Genomic DNA, 15,344 nt, shown 5'->3' with positions numbered 1-15,344 from the left:
AATAGGTGACTTTACACGTACAATAAAGCTTCAACTTTCGAACAAAATTAAAGCGCTCTTCGAATTGTAAACGTATTTAGATTTAGACTGCTCATTGTAACAAGACTAATGCGTTTCGAATATCGCGAATAAACTAAAGAAAAGTCACAAATATGCACAAACGTTATGTAGCCCAAATATTTCTTGCGATTACCCTACTATTTTCAGCATCAAGTTTCGCTGAAGAGGAATCGGCACCCAAACTAGCCTACTTCACGCTAGAGCCTGACCTGACCACCAATTTTTACACTAAAGGTAAAAAACTGGGCTACATTCAGGTTCGCCTCGATATTATGGTTGCGAATAGTAACGACTTGGCAGCCATTGAGCACCACCAACCACTGATTCGTGATGCAGTGATTGAATTGCTCGGTAAACAAAACGAAGAAACCATTAAGTCTCTATCTGGTCGTGAAGATTTAAGAAAAACCCTAGTTGAACATCTCAACAAGGTATTGCTTCCTGAAACAGGCAAAACCCTCATTGCTGACCTACTGTTTACCAAATACCTTTATCAGTAATAATGATGTAAAAACGAATCCAAATAAAAAAGCGGCTCATCTGGCCGCTTTGTTGTCTCTATTATTTAGCTACTGCCAAAAAACATCTACTCGCTTCGTGCTGAACTCGGTGCTTTCATAGCATCAATCCAACCAATAATGACACCAGCGGCTAGGCCAGCCAAATGAGCGGTGTTTGCAATGGCCATGAACGGTTGCATGTACCCAAGCACTAGCCACACCAACATAAAGCCGACGATCTGTCTTGGAATGCCTAAACCAAGCTGAGGGGCTTTTGCACCCACCACCCATAGATAGCCAACCAAGGCATACACAACACCAGACAAACCACCGAAATTCGCCCCTTCAACCCAATACTGCCCAGCACCTGAAAGCGCAGAAGAGACAGCAAAGATCTGAAGTAGCTTGAGGCTACCTAGTTTTTTCTCAATATCCCCACCTAACTGCCACCACCACAAAATATTAAATGCGATATGCATAACAGAGAAGTGCAGAACAGCATGGCTTAACCAACGCCACAATTGCCATTGTTGTCCGTCAACCGCAGGGAAATGTAGGGCGTTGAAAATAGCTTGACCAAAACCGACTTGCTGCAGTGCAAAAATCACCACACACACCAACATCAGGCTGAGTGTCACGGGGCCCGCTTTGGCTTTTATCATGCCCATAAAACTTGGCGTGTGATAATGAAAGTTGCTCTTTCTGGTCTCTGCCATGTCCCAAGATGCTGCTTGATAGCGCTTATGATTGGGTTCCGACAGGAAACGATTGAGCTCGGCCTCGGTTTCAACCTGATATTGACCATCAAGAAGCCAAAGAGCAAAACGCCCTTCTCCCTCAGGTGACATCTGAATAGGGATCTGACGAGAGGCCATATAATCAATAAACGCTTGAGCAAGACGTGGATTGTCTAACACCATCAATCTAATCATTGTTACTTCCTATTCATGCTATGAGAGATGCTTGAAGCGATTCAAGTGATAAAGGATATTAACCCGCGATCACTGGAAGTTCAGCACGATGCCAAGCTTCAAATCCACCATCAACACTATATACCTCTTCAAAGCCTTGGTTCACTAAATATTGTGCCGCACCTTGGCTACTAATGCCGTGATAACACATCACTAAGATTGGCTGTTCGAACTCAACCTCATCCATGAACGACACCATGGTATCGTTAGTAAGATGGTAAGCGGTTTTTGAGTGAGCTACCGCAAAAGACTGCGGGTCACGTATATCGACAAGTCGAGCTTCGCCCCGTTCAATAAGGGCTTGAGCACCTTTAACATCGATATGTTTAAACTGGTCCATGACTTTCTCTTTTATACTGATTTACTTTGCTGCCATTGTAACCTATCCCAAGGCTAACAATCACATCCACTTAATAAGGTTATCCACCAGCGATCACTTTTACACCATTTGTGGATAAACCTGTGAATTGCGTGAATAAAGTGCTTTTTTAAAAATGGATCCACAACATGTAGTAATGATCCTGATCTAGCTGTGGGTTAACTGAAACATATCCCCACTCGAAAAACCCCGTCAAAGCCTTACTACACCCTGCTTTTAGACAGCTGACGAATAAACTTCTCACAGAGTTATCCACAAAATCACTTTGCAAATTTCGATCGCAAAAATTGAGAAATCGATCCAAAACAAAAAGGCCGAGATCTCTCGATCTCGGCCTTTTCAAAAATTCAGCTATTTGTTAGCTCTACTATTAGATAGAAGCTAGATGCTATTAGAAATCGCCAACGGCTTGTTTCAATTTCTTCATCGCATTCTTTTCTAACTGGCGAACACGCTCTGCAGAAATGCTGTAGGTATCCGCTAAGTCTTGCAGTGTCGACTTATTATCATCTAACCAACGTGAGCGCACAATGTGCTGGCTGCGTTCGTCTAAGCTCTTCAATGCGAGTCCTAGGCGATTGTTGGTGTGTGATTCCCAGTTCGCCGCTTCAACCGTTTCAGCAACGTCTGATGCTTTGTCTTCTAGGTAGTAAACTGGAGCCGTGTAAGCAGAACCACCGTCATCGTCATCCATCGGAGCTTCAAACGTAGCATCTTGTGCCGCTAAACGTGATTCCATCTCACGAACTTCTGAAGGCTCAACACCCAACTCACGTGCAACCGTCTCAACTTCGCCGTTATTGAACCAACCTAAACGCTTTTTAGACTTACGAAGGTTAAAGAACAATTTACGTTGTGCTTTCGTTGTTGCGATCTTAACGATACGCCAGTTACGCAAAACGTACTCATGAATCTCAGCTTTGATCCAGTGAACAGCAAAAGAGACTAGACGAACACCAACTTCTGGATTGAAGCGCTTAACAGCCTTCATCAAGCCGATGTTACCTTCTTGGACGAGATCAGCCATTGGTAGCCCGTAGCCAGAGTAGCCTCTTGCAACGTGCACCACGAATCTTAGGTGGGAAAGGATCAAGCCTTTCGCAGCGTCGATCTCACCTTTGTAATGTAATCGCTCTGCAAGTCCACGTTCCTCTTCAGGAGTCAGCATAGGGTAGCTGTTCGCTGAGCGGATATAGCTATCTAAACTATCTTGTGTGACTAAAGCCATTTGATACGCTTGGTTTGCCATTCGGTTCCTCATCAATCTCTGATCTGGAGTAATACATCTATTAAAACCCGACAATCTTGAACCTAAAATGAACAGGTTTCAAGGAGGGGGAAGTAATTATGCATAATCAATTCGTCTATACAAGGCAAAAACTGGTTAAGAACTGCCTATTTTTCGTATAAATATGACTCTATTCACCTAAACTGGTTCAATTTCTTTTAGGTGACGCTGTGCAGAAAGCTTCGCAGCCACACTACCAAGCAGGGTTCCGACGATCAAAAGTAATAAAGATTCATCCCAACTCAGGCCAATCAAACGGAAATGGCTATCATAAAGTTGAGCCAAATCATCCACTGCACTGTTGAGCAATACGGTAATCAATGCCGTCATAACCCAAGCACTAATCGAACCTAAAACGCCAAACCACATCCCAGCATAAAGGTATGGTCGAAGAATGTAGCTGTCGGTGGCACCAATCAGCTTCATGGTTTGAATCTCGTCTTTATGCGCCAACACATTAAAGCGTAATGTATTGCCAATAATCAAAAATACCGCGCCCAACATCAATACCGTTAGGGTAATAACGATGACCGCTGCTAATGCTTTGATCGCATCTAATCGAGCTAACCAATCTTCGTCTAAACGAACATCGGTCACTAGCTCTTGCTTTTTAACCTTGCTTGCTAATTCTTTGATTAAGACATCACTGTGCACGCTTGGCGTAATCACCAACACACCTGGCAATGAATAATCATCTAGGATAGTCAGGGCATCTTCAAAACCAGAATACTGGCTTAGATCCGCAAGCCCTTGTTGCGGTGAAATGTATTCCACCAGTTCGACTTGATCCCAACTTTCAATTTCATCCTTAAGCACCATTACTCTCGGCTCAGGAATGCCATCCTCTACGTAAGCACTTATTTGTGACGGGCTGGTGACATCTTGAGCCACTTCACCAACATTCTTACCCAGTAGGTACAAACAAGCTGGCATCGCCAAAGCCATTGAGATCACCGCAAGGGTCAACAAGTTGCCCAACGGACGTTGCCACATTTGCGAGAACGATGACTTAGCTTGTTTCCAATGAACAACAAAGAAACCGTCGCTTGAAGCCCGGTTTGCTGCTCGATTGGATTGAGGTTTCTTGATGCGCTTATTCGCGGCCATAGTCTTCAACCTCACTCAAAAAGCCTTGGTTTAACTCAAGATGACGGTACTGAGGGCGAGTGTTCACTAACCCGATATCGTGCGTCGCTAGGATGATCGTAACACCCGCGCGGTTGAACTCTTCAAACAAACGTAATACACGGTTAGATAATTCAGGGTCGAGGTTACCGGTCGGCTCATCCGCTAAAAGCAGAGTTGGACGGTTAACCACAGCGCGAGCGATACCCACGCGTTGCTGCTCACCACCAGAAAGCTGGCTTGGCAAACAACGGGCTTTGTCTAGTAAGCCGGTTTTATCCAACGCAGCACTGACTCGGCGTTTTATTTCATTTTCAGAAATAGATTCAATACGCATAGGCAGTGCGACGTTATCAAAGATAGAGCGATCCATCAGTAGGCGATGGTCTTGAAAGACAATCCCGATGTTACGACGTAAGAAGGGAATGTCTTTAGCTGGAATACGAGTGATATCGTGATCGTTAAACCAAACACGTCCGTCAGTTGGACGCTCGATGGCGCAGATCAACTTCAGCAAGGTACTTTTACCAGCGCCAGAGTGTCCACCCAAAAAAGCCATCTCTCCACGTTTAAGGTGAAAGTCCACTTTTTGGAGCGCTTGTCGTCCGCCTCGGTAGGCTTTGCTCACTTGCTGAAATTTGATCACCGAAAATTCCTCTTACGATCACTCATATCAAATTTAAAACGGTAGCAGGTTAAGGATAAACCACTTTGCTACTCGCGTTACTCTTCGCGGCTAAATAGTGCTTCAATAAAGTCTTTAGACTCAAATGGACGCAGGTCATCAATGCCTTCACCCACACCAATGTAGCGGATTGGAATCTGGAACTGGTCAGCAATTGAGAAAATCACGCCGCCTTTCGCCGTACCATCTAGCTTAGTGAGCGTAATACCCGTTACTGGTGCCACGTCACTGAACAGCTTCGCTTGGCTGATAGCATTCTGACCGGTACCTGCATCTAGCGTTAACATGATTTCGTGCGGTGCAGAGTCATCAATCTTCTTCATTACACGAACAATCTTACGCAGCTCTTCCATCAAGTTGCTCTTGTTCTGCAAACGACCTGCAGTATCAGCAATAACAACATCAACACCACGCGCTTTCGCCGCTTCAATGGCATCGTAGATAACAGACGCGCTATCGGCACCTGTGTGCTGAGCGATCACAGGAACATTATTACGTTGGCCCCAAACCTGAAGTTGTTCAACCGCTGCCGCACGGAAGGTATCACCCGCCGCCAACATCACTTTCTTGCCTTCACTTTGGAATTGTTTAGCCAGCTTACCGATGGTGGTTGTCTTACCAACACCGTTCACACCAACCATTAAAATAACGTAAGGTGTTTTAGTCGTATCAACAACCAGTGGCTGTTCCACTTGGCTTAAGATATCTGCCATCTCTTCTTTGAGCAGACCATATAGAGCTTCACCGTCTTTTAGGTCATTGCGAGATGCTTTTTCTGTCAGATTTTCAATGATCTTAACGGTGGTATTCATACCCACGTCTGCAATCAGAAGTTGCTCTTCTAGTTCTTCAAACAGGTCTTCATCGATTTGTTTACCCTTGAACAAGCCAAAGAAGCCAGCACCGATGTTTGCTTTAGTACGGCTAAGGCTACGCTTAAGGCGCGCAAAGAAGCTTTCTGTCGGCTTATCTTGAACTTCTTCAACCTGAGCTTGAGGAACAGCAACTTCTTCCTGTTCTGCTTCTGCTTCTGCTTCTGCTTCTGCTTCTGCTTCTGCTACGACAGGCTGCTGCTCTTGCTGAATCTCTTCAAGCGCTTGCTCTGAATCAACTGGCTTAGATTCAACTGGCGTAGTTACCTCTAGTTCAGACTCGGCTTGTTCAACCTCGACTTGTGATTCAACTTCAGTTTGATCTTCAACGTTTTCTACGTTCGCTTCATTCTGAGTTTTTGGGCTTTGTTCTTCGTCACCAAAACCAAGCCACGATAATAATCCGCGCTTCTTTTTTTCCGTCATCAGAGGAGTTTCCTAGATCTACTAATTAGCTGTATTGACTTAATACACGTCGACTCTTTGCTATTGTTATACAATACAAGCTTGTACAAACGAATAGTAAAGAAAAATGACAAAGCAGTGATAAGTTTGCTTTTAGCTTGATACACTTTGTCATTGCAAATTTATTTAATACTCGAACCCACTTAAATTGGGCTCGGTATAGTATCACTTTATTAGCGGTCAAAAAATCTATGGTAAGACGTCGCCAGCAAAACACATCACAAAAAAAGCCATCCGGAGGCTTTGTTCGAATTATTAGTGGCTCATGGAGAGGTAGAAAACTGCCTGTTCATGATTTAGAAGGATTACGCCCAACCATTGACCGAGTAAAAGAGACACTCTTTAACTGGGTGGCTCAAGATATCCCACATTCAACTTGCTTGGATGTATTTGCCGGTTCTGGCGGTCTAGGTTTTGAAGCAGCTTCTCGCCAAGCAAAAATGGTGACACTGCTCGAAATGAATCAAAAGGCAGCCAAACAGCTTTCTGATAACGCGAAAGAGCTCAAGGCAGACAACATCAATGTCGTGAATACTGATGCTATCTCTTTCCTTAAGAAACCAGGTACTCCTTACGATATGGTTTTCCTAGATCCACCATTTCGTAAAGGCTTACTTGCAGAAACTGTACAACTGCTTGAGAGCAATGGCTGGTTGGCAGACAACGCCATCATTTACGTAGAGACAGAAAAAGAGCTGCAGCTTGAGGCTATGCCAGAGAACTGGGAATTACATCGCGATAAGACCACTGGCCAGTCTAGCTACCGACTGTTTAATCGAACCACTGAAGAATAGGAGTTATTGAATGAAGTTCTTACTTCCACTAGCAAAAGTAGCCATCGCCTTTGTTTGGTTTATCTTAATCGTAAATATTTTCTACCCATTCCCAGGTAATGCTGCGATTGCGCTTTATATCATGACAGCATTCTTGTTCTTCATGCACGGCCTGCAGATGCTGATTTTCATCGGTGCTTTTGGCGATAAGATCGAAATGTCACGTTGGGAGAAGTGGTCAATATTGATTTTCGGAGTCTTTGCCCTCCTCGATATCCGACGTAAACACATGATGTAATAAAACTTAAGCTCAGATACAAAAGCGCCGCTCATTTGAGCGGCGTTTTTTTATTCATCGTTGATACTGATGTTACCCCATGTAGCCCTTTACGCCATCTAGGAACATTTGCGTCGACAGCATAACCAGTAACAAGCCCATCAAGCGTTCGATGGCTTTAAGGCCTCTCTCACCCAGTACTCGTAGGAAGAAGCCATTAAACATCAAAATAAAGAAGGTCGCGCCCCAAGCCAGCATCACCGCACCTGACAGCTCTAACATGTTGTCAGGGTGCTGTGTCGACAACAGAATCAATGCCGCAATCACTGAAGGGCCAGCAATCATTGGGATCGCCATCGGCACAATAAATGGTTCTTCACCCGCCGCTAGACCAGTAATACTGCCTGCACTTGGGAAAATCATCTTAATCGCGATGATGAACAGAATAATACCACCAGAGATACTCAAGGTTTCAGGTTGCACGTGCAAGAAGTTCATAATGCTTTGGCCAGCAAACAAGAACAACAGTAGGATAATCAGCGCAAACATCAGTTCACGAACAAGAACAATACGGCGACGTTTCGGATCAATATGCTTAAGGATAGAGAGCACGATTGGTAGATTGCCAAGCGGATCCATAATAAGAAACAGCATGGTCGCTGCAGATAAAATTTCCATAAGTTTGTCTCGAAAAGCGTAAGTGCGCGGAGTATAGCAGCCTCAACATTGATTTTCGAACGCAGTAATAAAAGGATTAATTTACGTAATTAGAAGGGAATTTTGCGAGAGCAGATAGAAAGCTAGAAGAGATAATTTAAAGAGTGGAGCCGAAACATCGCATCCACTCTTCTTATATAAAAGTCAAAGGGCTCAAAAAACCAGTTGTTACTCGAGATTAGTGGTTACACACGCGTTCGCGATTGGTGCAAAGTTTGTCATCAACAACTACTACCTTTTCCATCTTGAGGAAAAATTTCAGCAGGCCTTCCAAATCCAGACCATTTAGCTTACACGTATGGAAGCGAGCTTCTGCGCCGTAAGTTTGAGCGAGCTCTTGCGTCAACTCTTCACGGGTCAGGGGCTTTTCACTCAGTAGGTTTAAAACATTGTGTGCATGAATTTCGGTAGTCATAACTCTATCTCATGTTTAATGAAGTAGACGTAGAGTACCTACTTTCATCTGAGCTGCCTTGATGTAGCTCAGAATTAAGCTAGCTCTACCCTAAATGGTAAGGGAAGCAACAATGAGAGCGTGTGCGAGAAAGTAACTGCCCGTCACCCAAAGATAAGCGCCCTTGATTGGACTACGATAGCAATTGAGAGCATACGCCAGTGCAGAAAGCAGCAGCACGCTACAGCCAGCAAAACCAACCGCGTGTGATAGCTGAGGCTCAAGCAGCCAAACCTCACCAGAGGCCCAAGCCAGCTGGATAAGCACAATGCCCATAATGACCACGGGAAAAACCAATCTATCTAGGCGCGGAAGAAGTAAGAAGAAAGCGACAACGCAGGCAGCCAACAATAATGCAAACAACCACCAAACCATCTCTCCTGAGAGCTGTAACCAAAATGCCTTGCTATAACAAAGTTGAGCCAATAAAAAACAGACAAAATGAAGTGGTCGTTTTTGAGTCACCGTATGTAGAACATCAGCCACAGCCGAGATAGCTAAGCCAGCGACAATCCAATAAGTATATTCAGCAACGATCGATTGAGTGACCGCCACTACCGCCAACAAAACAAAGGTAAACACCTTGTACACTAAGGCCTGACCGATATGTCCATGTTTCGTCCCTGCTATCGCTCCGATACCAGATAAAGAAACCGCTAACCAACTCCACATACCCATTGCCCTATTGCTTTAAAACGTCGCCAGTCTAGGCACACGAGTGTTGATGTAAAGCCTCAGCCCCTCAAAATTGGATCTTGATTACGCTTCCACTAAAAAGAGTCCCTTTCAGTTAAAGCCATGACAATTACGCGGAGATAGCGGTGATTCGTTTAAAACTAAAGCGATTCGCCGTAAAACCCCTTTAAAACGGCGTTACACGACTCAGCTTTCAATTTTCGGCACTTCTCGATCATTGAAATCCCGATAAACCACTAAATACCGCCAAAAATCATAGTTAAAAGTTAAAAAATATCCAACCAAAAATTATTAAAAACAAATACTTAAAAACAAAAAATCAGAGTTAACTAGCGAATAAAAACCCCAGGCAACTCTAGGTTTGTAAAGTGAGAAACTTGTTTTCCTCATACCTTGAATTGTCAGAATTTCCCAAGCCTCGTGTCAAAACAACCACCAAAATCGAGCTAAAAACCCAAAAACAAAACCAAATCAAACCTCACCACCACCAACCCCTATTAATACAGTTTAACAACCTTTAACAATATAAATTACACATAACAACCATTATAAAACAGCAACTTAAAACAAATAAGAACAAACATGAATCACAACGAACAAAATAAGAACACACCAAAACACACAGTTAAACAGAGTCAAACAAGCCAAAAACTAATAGTTTTCTACTACTTTTGGGGCTTTCGAAAGTAATTCTTGATCTAAACCTATAAGTGAGCTATTCTTTAAAACATAGCGAGAGACAACCAAATTTAGGAGTAGTGTTATGATTTCATCTTCGCAAAGACAAGGACTTGTAATGATCGCGGTAGTTGTAGGTCTAATGACACTACCGATGATGTACTAAGCAAGTTACAAATAAAAAAAGGGACGCCATGAGCGTCCCTTTTTTTGTTCAATTTTTTCACTTCGAAAACAGATGCAGTGTTAGCACATCCCAGTTCGCATAATAGAAACCCGCGGCTGCTAAAGTCATTGCCATCATCAGTAAGATCGCAACTCGCCAGATAAAGCGACCACTACGTGGAGTCAGCTCCTTCTCACAGTCGTTACACATCATGATGAACTTATGTTGGTCTTCCAACTTAGCCTCATGTTCATTGACTACCTTATTACGACACGTTGCGATATAACGCAGCTTGCTCACCATATCGTGCGGTAGCCTTTCTTCACAGCTTGTTACAAGCTCATGCAATCCTTCGCCTTCGGCATGATATTGAAGCCTCAATAACTTCTCTATATTGCGAGTTCTTGTCACCACTTTTTCAATATCGGTCATCTTGGCCCTCCCACTCCACACTATAATTCTAGTCGAGCATTCCCTTATTTTTATACAAATTTACTGATATTTACGTGAGAAAGAGACAATAAATAACAATGCTTTATCCCAAACAAGCCACTAAATGTGATGTCTGCCGAAAAATAATCAGCTTGGCTTACAACAGTTCACGAATAACAGCTTTAAACACATATCCCTATTGCTTGAAAGACTAGAATAACCATCACGACTACATGGAGGTTATATGCCTAATTCACTCTTTTTTGCCATCTTTGCACTTGCTGGTCTAGCGGCTTGGGTATTTATTGGTTTCTATCGAAAACACTCGCAAGGTGAAAATGCGCCAGAAAAGAAAGTGAATGTCACGGTATTAGACAAACAATCCATCGACCTTCCTGATGCAGAACCAGGCCAAGAAGATCAAGAGTACTGGATTTACGTTCAACGTGGTGTCGTTGGTCCAAAACGAGAATTCCAAGTCGGCATCCACTACTTCCACGCCCTTAACCCTGGCGACAAAGGAACCTTAACCTACCAAGGCGATAAGTTCTTACACTTTGCGTTGAAGCGCTAACCCTAGCCGCCTCAACTGTCTCCTCTAAGCAACCCATCAAAAAGCCTTAGCCCCTACCGCTAAGGCAATAACCAACGCGTTCTCTCTGACTTAGAGACCAACCAGCTCATCCATAACGCGCCAGCTCCGCTGATCACGACCCATAATGGAATAACCCAAGCAGGGTGTCCTTGGTACCAACCGAACTCTTTCATTGGCCACAAGAAAATCGGGTGCAGCAGATAAATACCTAAGCTGTGTTTACTGATAAAACCAACCACTTGATTGCTCTTCTCAGACAAGCCTTCACCATAATAACGACATACCATGAACACCATGCTCGCTGCTAATACGGTATTCAACGTTTTGTAAGATAGCCAGCGCCCTACCGTGTACTCTTCTGTCACCAAACTTGCATCAACCACCATGTAAACCGTGGTTAGTAACGCTAGCCCACCCAGTAACACACTCACGCCAACTGTCATCTTGTTAAGTGGCACAATCTTATACAGCAAGTAACCCAATGGTAAGTAACCGGTATACAACCACAATTCGTGACTCCAAGGGCCATCGATTTTCAATAAGAACAATAACGTAGTGAACAACCATACCGCCGTAAAGGCATAGACAGATCTATCACCGTACTTTCTGACCATGATCTGTAAAAAAGGAATCACAAAGTAGAGTGGGATGAAGTAATAAAAGAAGCCAAGGTGATAGTAGGTATAGTGATGATAGCTATTGAGTAGCACATCCCAACTGACGGCAGCATCGAAGCCCATGACCGACCAACCCGATAGGTAGGTATAGAAAAGCGACCAGACAATGAAAGGGATCAGCACCTTACCCAGACGACGCTTGAGGTAGTACTTGGCGTCAAACGGGCGCTGATCACTCAGCATCAGAGCACCAGAAATCAAGATGAACACCGGCACCGCCCAACGACTGAAACCGTTCACCGTAATGGCGGTCAGCCACTCACCGAAAGGAATGTTGCCTAATTCATTACGATAAGGCGCCAAAACATGAATCGCGATAACTGCTATGGCCGCGACACATCGTGCTAAATCAAAAAAAAGAATTCGCTGCTTCATGTAAATGCCTGATTAATATTCAATCATTCTACTATAGCAATAAAAAAGCTGACCGGAATAAATACCAAGTCAGCTTAGTGTTAAAGGAGAGGCTTATCGCGAATTTAGCTCGTGTGAATTTAGTTCGTGCGGCTGAAGCTTATGCTGCTGAGATTTGCGGCACTTTAGGTAAACGCAGAGAGATCACCGTCGTTATCGCTAAGAACGCAAAAGATACCCACAGACACGCAGACAAACCGATCATTTGGAATACCAAGCCCGACAATATCGTGCCAATCAAGCGACCCATCGCGTTTGCCATGTAGTAAAAACCGACATCAAGAGACACCCCATCGCCTTTCGCATAACTCACAATAAGGTATGAGTGCAGCGATGAATTCACCGCGAAGATGGCACCAAACACCATCAAACCACCGATGATAACTAGCTCTGGTTGCCAGCCAATTTGCACCGCATAGGCAATACCGGCAGTCACAATAGCCAATGCACCCGCCCATAACAGCGCAGCATGGCCATCTGGCACCTTGCCTTGGGCTTTACCGGTAATCTTCGGCGCTATGCCCTGTACAAAGCCATAAGCAATTGTCCAAGCTGCTAAGAAACCACCCACCCATGAGTGATCCCAACCAAACACACTGCCTAGATAAATCGGCAAAGCAATCACAAACCACACATCACGAGCACCAAACAGGAACATACGCGCAGCCGACAAGATATTGATGGATTCAGACTTAGAGAAGATTTGTTTAAACTTAGGTTTGGTTTTCGCTTTGCCCATATCGGCTTCTAAGCTCACCAAACTGCCAATGAACACCAATGTCAGCACAGCAGCCATCGCTAGCACTGCGTATTGGAAACCAATCGTCGAAAGCAGTAAGCCACCGATAAAGAACCCAGCACCTTTCAGTGCATTCTTAGATCCGGTCAGAATCGCAATCCACTTATAAAGCACACCCTGCTGTTCATCAGGTAACAAAGTCTTAATTGAGCTCTTGGCACTCATCTTATTGAGATCTTTAGCGATACCAGACAACGCCTGCGCCGCCATGACCCAAGGAATAGTCAACATTGCGCTTGGCACCGCGAGCATACCCAAGGCAACAACTTGCATCCCTAAGCCGATGTTCATGGTCTTATTGAGGCCAAGACGCGCCCCTAACCAACCACCAATTAGGTTAGTCACCACACCAAAGAATTCATAGAAAAGGAACAGTGAGGCGATTTCTAGTGAACTGTAGCCAAGGTCGTAAAAATACAGAACCACCAGCATACGAAGTGCACCATCAGTAATGGTGAAGTTCCAGTAGTTGAAAGTCACCAACATGTATTGGCGAACGCTCTTACTTAGATTTGAAAACATAACGCTATCTCTGCAATCTAAACAAAAAGAGCTTTTGGATCATGATAAGTTCAACACTCCAGATACCAAAAGCTCCTTGTATAACAACAATGGCTTATTAGCTGTTCGCTACACCATTAATGTATTCAACCTGAATGGGCTTAGTAAATGCACCCGGACGCAGTGCCTGTACCTCTTGAATAATCTTGCTCATGTCCCAGTTCTTTTCTAGCAATAGGTGTGCAGCTAGTAAGCCCGTGCGGCCAGAACCGCCCATGCAATGCATCGCAACCTTGCCGCCGTTATCAACCACTTGATGCAACGCAGGGCTAGCCGCTTGCCATTTCGCAGTAAAATCAGCGCCTGGCGCGCAGTCGTCTTCAATCTCTATCTGGAACCATTGCATGCCTAGTGCTTGCGCTTTCTCGCCAAGTGTCGCCACGTCTTTGCTTGCAAGCTCATGATCATCAAGTGCTGTCACGATAGCTTCAACGCCTTGTGCTTTCAGTTGCGTTAACGATGCATCTAGGTCAGTGTCTTTAGTACCTGGGCACGGAGTAAGCACTAACGCACCAGTTTCTAGATCTAGTTGCCATGTTGGGTGTACTTGAGAATTCGTCATCGTCATCAATCTCTTAAAATTCTTTTGTATATAGACCGATACTCAAAATAATTGGAGTTGCAGCTAGGCAACCAGTAAGTTCAGCCCTATGAGCATAGGGGTTCTATGTGATTAGGGTGAACTTACGCAGTTAACAACGCTTGCAGCTTCAAGTATGAAGAGTATTAAGCTAGGCCAACTGTACGTACTAGCTCTGCCGTACGTGTCGCGTAACCCATCTCGTTGTCGTACCAAGCGTAGATCTTAACCATGCGCTTACCCACTAACATGGTTGAGAGTGCATCTACGATGGTTGAACGTTGGTCGCCTTTGTAATCGATAGAAACCAGTGGACGCTCTTCAAAACCAAGAATGCCTTTTAGTTCGTTCTCAGACGCTTCTTTCAGCATCGCGTTGACTTCTTCTGCCGTGGTGTCTTGCTTCACTTCAAAGATAATGTCAGTTAGAGACGCATTAGCTAGTGGTACACGAACCGCGTGGCCATTGATGCGGTTTTCAAGCTCAGGGAAGATCTCAACAATCGCTTTAGCACTGCCCGTTGTTGTCGGAATAAGGCTCATGCCACATGCACGAGCACGACGTAAATCTTTATGGGGCGCATCAAGAATAGTTTGCGTATTGGTTAGATCGTGAATAGTGGTGAAAGCTGCATTTTCGATACCCAGCTTCTCGTTGATCACTTTAACCACTGGCGCGAGACAGTTGGTTGTACAAGATGCTGCGGTTACGATTTTATGTACAGCTGGGTCGAAGATATTGTCGTTCACACCGACAACGATGTTTGCAATGCCTTCTTCTTTCACTGGCGCCGATACCACAACGCGCTTCACACCTTGCTCAAGGTATTTATTTAGGAAAGGTGCCTTACGGTGAACACCGGTAGCTTCAAGAACAACATCACAACCTGACCAATCAACAGCATCAATATCGCGTTCTTGAGTCGTCTTGATACGCTGTCCATTGACGATCATCTCATCGCCTTCAACATTCACTGCGTGGTTCCAGCGACCTTGAACCGAATCGAACTCAAGAAGGTGAGCCAATGTCGCGGTGTCGCCAGCCACATCGTTAATCTGTACAAACTCGATTTCCGCCCAATCAAACGCTGCGCGAAGTGCTAAACGGCCGATACGACCAAAACCATTAATACCTACTTTGACTGTCATTTTCTGTTCTCTCAGCTCGTGGTGAATCTAAA

General features: G+C 44.4%; 18 protein-coding genes. 4 read left to right on the top strand and 14 right to left on the bottom strand.

Annotated elements, in window-relative coordinates; translation table 11 throughout:
* The first annotated feature begins 152 nt into the window (after positions 1-152).
* On the top strand, positions 153-560 hold the full coding sequence (locus tag L3V35_RS24285; RefSeq protein WP_004736708.1) for a flagellar basal body-associated protein FliL: 408 nt from the start codon (positions 153-155) through the stop codon (positions 558-560).
* A gap of 86 nt (positions 561-646) precedes the next feature.
* On the opposite strand, the gene glpG is transcribed toward L3V35_RS24285, so the two are convergent.
* The 6 genes from glpG to ftsY all read right to left on the bottom strand — a co-directional run bounded on the left by glpG (position 647) and on the right by ftsY (position 6,306).
* The gene (gene glpG, locus L3V35_RS24280) at positions 647-1,492 is read right to left on the bottom strand and encodes a rhomboid family intramembrane serine protease GlpG (protein WP_004736710.1); all 846 of its coding nucleotides are present in this window, start codon (positions 1,490-1,492) and stop codon (positions 647-649) included.
* A gap of 58 nt (positions 1,493-1,550) precedes the next feature.
* Positions 1,551-1,871 carry a thiosulfate sulfurtransferase GlpE gene (gene glpE, locus L3V35_RS24275; protein WP_054548342.1) on the bottom strand — a complete coding sequence of 107 codons (321 nt, stop codon included), beginning with the start codon at positions 1,869-1,871 and terminating at the stop codon, positions 1,551-1,553.
* Between the two features lie 430 nt (positions 1,872-2,301).
* On the bottom strand, positions 2,302-3,159 hold the full coding sequence (gene rpoH, locus L3V35_RS24270; protein ID WP_026012297.1) for an RNA polymerase sigma factor RpoH: 858 nt from the start codon (positions 3,157-3,159) through the stop codon (positions 2,302-2,304).
* A gap of 177 nt (positions 3,160-3,336) precedes the next feature.
* Entirely contained in the window at positions 3,337-4,305 is a 969-nt protein-coding gene (gene ftsX, locus L3V35_RS24265; RefSeq protein ID WP_054548343.1) for a permease-like cell division protein FtsX, read from the bottom strand.
* Positions 4,292-4,969: a cell division ATP-binding protein FtsE gene (ftsE, locus tag L3V35_RS24260; RefSeq protein WP_004736585.1), complete on the bottom strand. Its 678-nt coding sequence runs from the start codon at positions 4,967-4,969 to the stop codon at positions 4,292-4,294. The genes ftsX and ftsE overlap by 14 nt, the downstream gene beginning before the upstream one ends.
* Positions 4,970-5,046: 77 nt before the next feature.
* A complete protein-coding gene (gene ftsY, locus L3V35_RS24255; protein WP_171330978.1) occupies positions 5,047-6,306 on the bottom strand; it encodes a signal recognition particle-docking protein FtsY in 1,260 nt (419 codons plus the stop codon).
* 230 nt (positions 6,307-6,536) lie between these two features.
* Here ftsY and rsmD point away from each other — a divergent pair, with 230 nt between their 5' ends.
* Both rsmD and L3V35_RS24245 read left to right on the top strand, forming a co-directional pair.
* Complete coding sequence (rsmD, locus tag L3V35_RS24250) at positions 6,537-7,139, top strand: 16S rRNA (guanine(966)-N(2))-methyltransferase RsmD (RefSeq protein WP_004736589.1); 603 nt, start codon at positions 6,537-6,539, stop codon at positions 7,137-7,139.
* 10 nt (positions 7,140-7,149) lie between these two features.
* A complete protein-coding gene (locus L3V35_RS24245) occupies positions 7,150-7,416 on the top strand; it encodes a DUF1145 domain-containing protein (RefSeq protein ID WP_004736590.1) in 267 nt (88 codons plus the stop codon).
* 72 nt (positions 7,417-7,488) lie between these two features.
* Here the strand turns inward: L3V35_RS24245 and L3V35_RS24240 are convergent, their stop codons facing one another.
* The 4 genes from L3V35_RS24240 to L3V35_RS24225 all read right to left on the bottom strand — a co-directional run bounded on the left by L3V35_RS24240 (position 7,489) and on the right by L3V35_RS24225 (position 10,538).
* Positions 7,489-8,073, bottom strand: a complete 585-nt coding sequence (locus L3V35_RS24240) for a YhgN family NAAT transporter (RefSeq protein ID WP_009848232.1) — start codon at positions 8,071-8,073, stop codon at positions 7,489-7,491.
* A 217-nt stretch (positions 8,074-8,290) separates the two neighbouring features.
* Positions 8,291-8,527 carry a YecH family metal-binding protein gene (locus L3V35_RS24235; RefSeq protein WP_017063767.1) on the bottom strand — a complete coding sequence of 79 codons (237 nt, stop codon included), beginning with the start codon at positions 8,525-8,527 and terminating at the stop codon, positions 8,291-8,293.
* Between the two features lie 90 nt (positions 8,528-8,617).
* The gene (locus L3V35_RS24230) at positions 8,618-9,238 is read right to left on the bottom strand and encodes a lysoplasmalogenase (RefSeq protein WP_237300784.1); all 621 of its coding nucleotides are present in this window, start codon (positions 9,236-9,238) and stop codon (positions 8,618-8,620) included.
* Positions 9,239-10,163: 925 nt separating this feature from the next.
* Positions 10,164-10,538 (bottom strand): hypothetical protein, encoded by a 375-nt coding sequence (locus tag L3V35_RS24225; protein WP_004736595.1) that lies wholly within the window; start codon positions 10,536-10,538, stop codon positions 10,164-10,166.
* Positions 10,539-10,782: 244 nt separating this feature from the next.
* Between L3V35_RS24225 and L3V35_RS24220 the strand changes: the two genes are divergently transcribed.
* Positions 10,783-11,112 carry a DUF2500 domain-containing protein gene (locus tag L3V35_RS24220; protein WP_004736596.1) on the top strand — a complete coding sequence of 110 codons (330 nt, stop codon included), beginning with the start codon at positions 10,783-10,785 and terminating at the stop codon, positions 11,110-11,112.
* Positions 11,113-11,171: 59 nt separating this feature from the next.
* On the opposite strand, the gene L3V35_RS24215 is transcribed toward L3V35_RS24220, so the two are convergent.
* The 4 genes from L3V35_RS24215 to L3V35_RS24200 all read right to left on the bottom strand — a co-directional run bounded on the left by L3V35_RS24215 (position 11,172) and on the right by L3V35_RS24200 (position 15,312).
* Complete coding sequence (locus L3V35_RS24215) at positions 11,172-12,185, bottom strand: acyltransferase (protein WP_237300783.1); 1,014 nt, start codon at positions 12,183-12,185, stop codon at positions 11,172-11,174.
* Between the two features lie 139 nt (positions 12,186-12,324).
* Positions 12,325-13,545 (bottom strand): organoarsenical effux MFS transporter ArsJ, encoded by a 1,221-nt coding sequence (gene arsJ / locus L3V35_RS24210; RefSeq protein WP_237300782.1) that lies wholly within the window; start codon positions 13,543-13,545, stop codon positions 12,325-12,327.
* 97 nt (positions 13,546-13,642) lie between these two features.
* Positions 13,643-14,152 (bottom strand): cyclin-dependent kinase inhibitor 3 family protein, encoded by a 510-nt coding sequence (locus L3V35_RS24205; RefSeq protein ID WP_065205731.1) that lies wholly within the window; start codon positions 14,150-14,152, stop codon positions 13,643-13,645.
* Between the two features lie 158 nt (positions 14,153-14,310).
* The gene (locus L3V35_RS24200; RefSeq protein WP_237300781.1) at positions 14,311-15,312 is read right to left on the bottom strand and encodes an ArsJ-associated glyceraldehyde-3-phosphate dehydrogenase; all 1,002 of its coding nucleotides are present in this window, start codon (positions 15,310-15,312) and stop codon (positions 14,311-14,313) included.
* Positions 15,313-15,344 lie beyond the last annotated feature (32 nt).

Source organism: Vibrio sp. L5-1, assembly GCF_021728315.1.
GTDB classification, from domain to species: Bacteria; Pseudomonadota; Gammaproteobacteria; order Enterobacterales; family Vibrionaceae; genus Vibrio; species Vibrio splendidus_K.
The sequence above is the reverse complement of the archived record's forward strand: the minus strand, read 5'-3'. Positions and strand labels throughout refer to the sequence as shown.

What these genes read in the sequence shown, in the direction of transcription:
- L3V35_RS24230 (WP_237300784.1), bottom strand. Translation starts at nt 9,238, where the DNA reads ATGTGGAGTTGGTTAGCGGTTTCTTTATCTGGTATCGGAGCGATAGCA.
- L3V35_RS24215 (WP_237300783.1), bottom strand. Translation starts at nt 12,185, where the DNA reads ATGAAGCAGCGAATTCTTTTTTTTGATTTAGCACGATGTGTCGCGGCC.
- rsmD (WP_004736589.1), top strand. Translation starts at nt 6,537, where the DNA reads ATGGTAAGACGTCGCCAGCAAAACACATCACAAAAAAAGCCATCCGGA.
- glpG (WP_004736710.1), bottom strand. Translation starts at nt 1,492, where the DNA reads ATGATTAGATTGATGGTGTTAGACAATCCACGTCTTGCTCAAGCGTTT.
- rpoH (WP_026012297.1), bottom strand. Translation starts at nt 3,159, where the DNA reads ATGGCAAACCAAGCGTATCAAATGGCTTTAGTCACACAAGATAGTTTA.
- L3V35_RS24245 (WP_004736590.1), top strand. Translation starts at nt 7,150, where the DNA reads ATGAAGTTCTTACTTCCACTAGCAAAAGTAGCCATCGCCTTTGTTTGG.
- L3V35_RS24205 (WP_065205731.1), bottom strand. Translation starts at nt 14,152, where the DNA reads ATGACGATGACGAATTCTCAAGTACACCCAACATGGCAACTAGATCTA.
- L3V35_RS24220 (WP_004736596.1), top strand. Translation starts at nt 10,783, where the DNA reads ATGCCTAATTCACTCTTTTTTGCCATCTTTGCACTTGCTGGTCTAGCG.
- L3V35_RS24240 (WP_009848232.1), bottom strand. Translation starts at nt 8,073, where the DNA reads ATGGAAATTTTATCTGCAGCGACCATGCTGTTTCTTATTATGGATCCG.
- L3V35_RS24225 (WP_004736595.1), bottom strand. Translation starts at nt 10,538, where the DNA reads ATGACCGATATTGAAAAAGTGGTGACAAGAACTCGCAATATAGAGAAG.
- ftsY (WP_171330978.1), bottom strand. Translation starts at nt 6,306, where the DNA reads ATGACGGAAAAAAAGAAGCGCGGATTATTATCGTGGCTTGGTTTTGGT.
- L3V35_RS24285 (WP_004736708.1), top strand. Translation starts at nt 153, where the DNA reads ATGCACAAACGTTATGTAGCCCAAATATTTCTTGCGATTACCCTACTA.
- L3V35_RS24235 (WP_017063767.1), bottom strand. Translation starts at nt 8,527, where the DNA reads ATGACTACCGAAATTCATGCACACAATGTTTTAAACCTACTGAGTGAA.
- arsJ (WP_237300782.1), bottom strand. Translation starts at nt 13,545, where the DNA reads ATGTTTTCAAATCTAAGTAAGAGCGTTCGCCAATACATGTTGGTGACT.
- ftsX (WP_054548343.1), bottom strand. Translation starts at nt 4,305, where the DNA reads ATGGCCGCGAATAAGCGCATCAAGAAACCTCAATCCAATCGAGCAGCA.
- L3V35_RS24200 (WP_237300781.1), bottom strand. Translation starts at nt 15,312, where the DNA reads ATGACAGTCAAAGTAGGTATTAATGGTTTTGGTCGTATCGGCCGTTTA.
- glpE (WP_054548342.1), bottom strand. Translation starts at nt 1,871, where the DNA reads ATGGACCAGTTTAAACATATCGATGTTAAAGGTGCTCAAGCCCTTATT.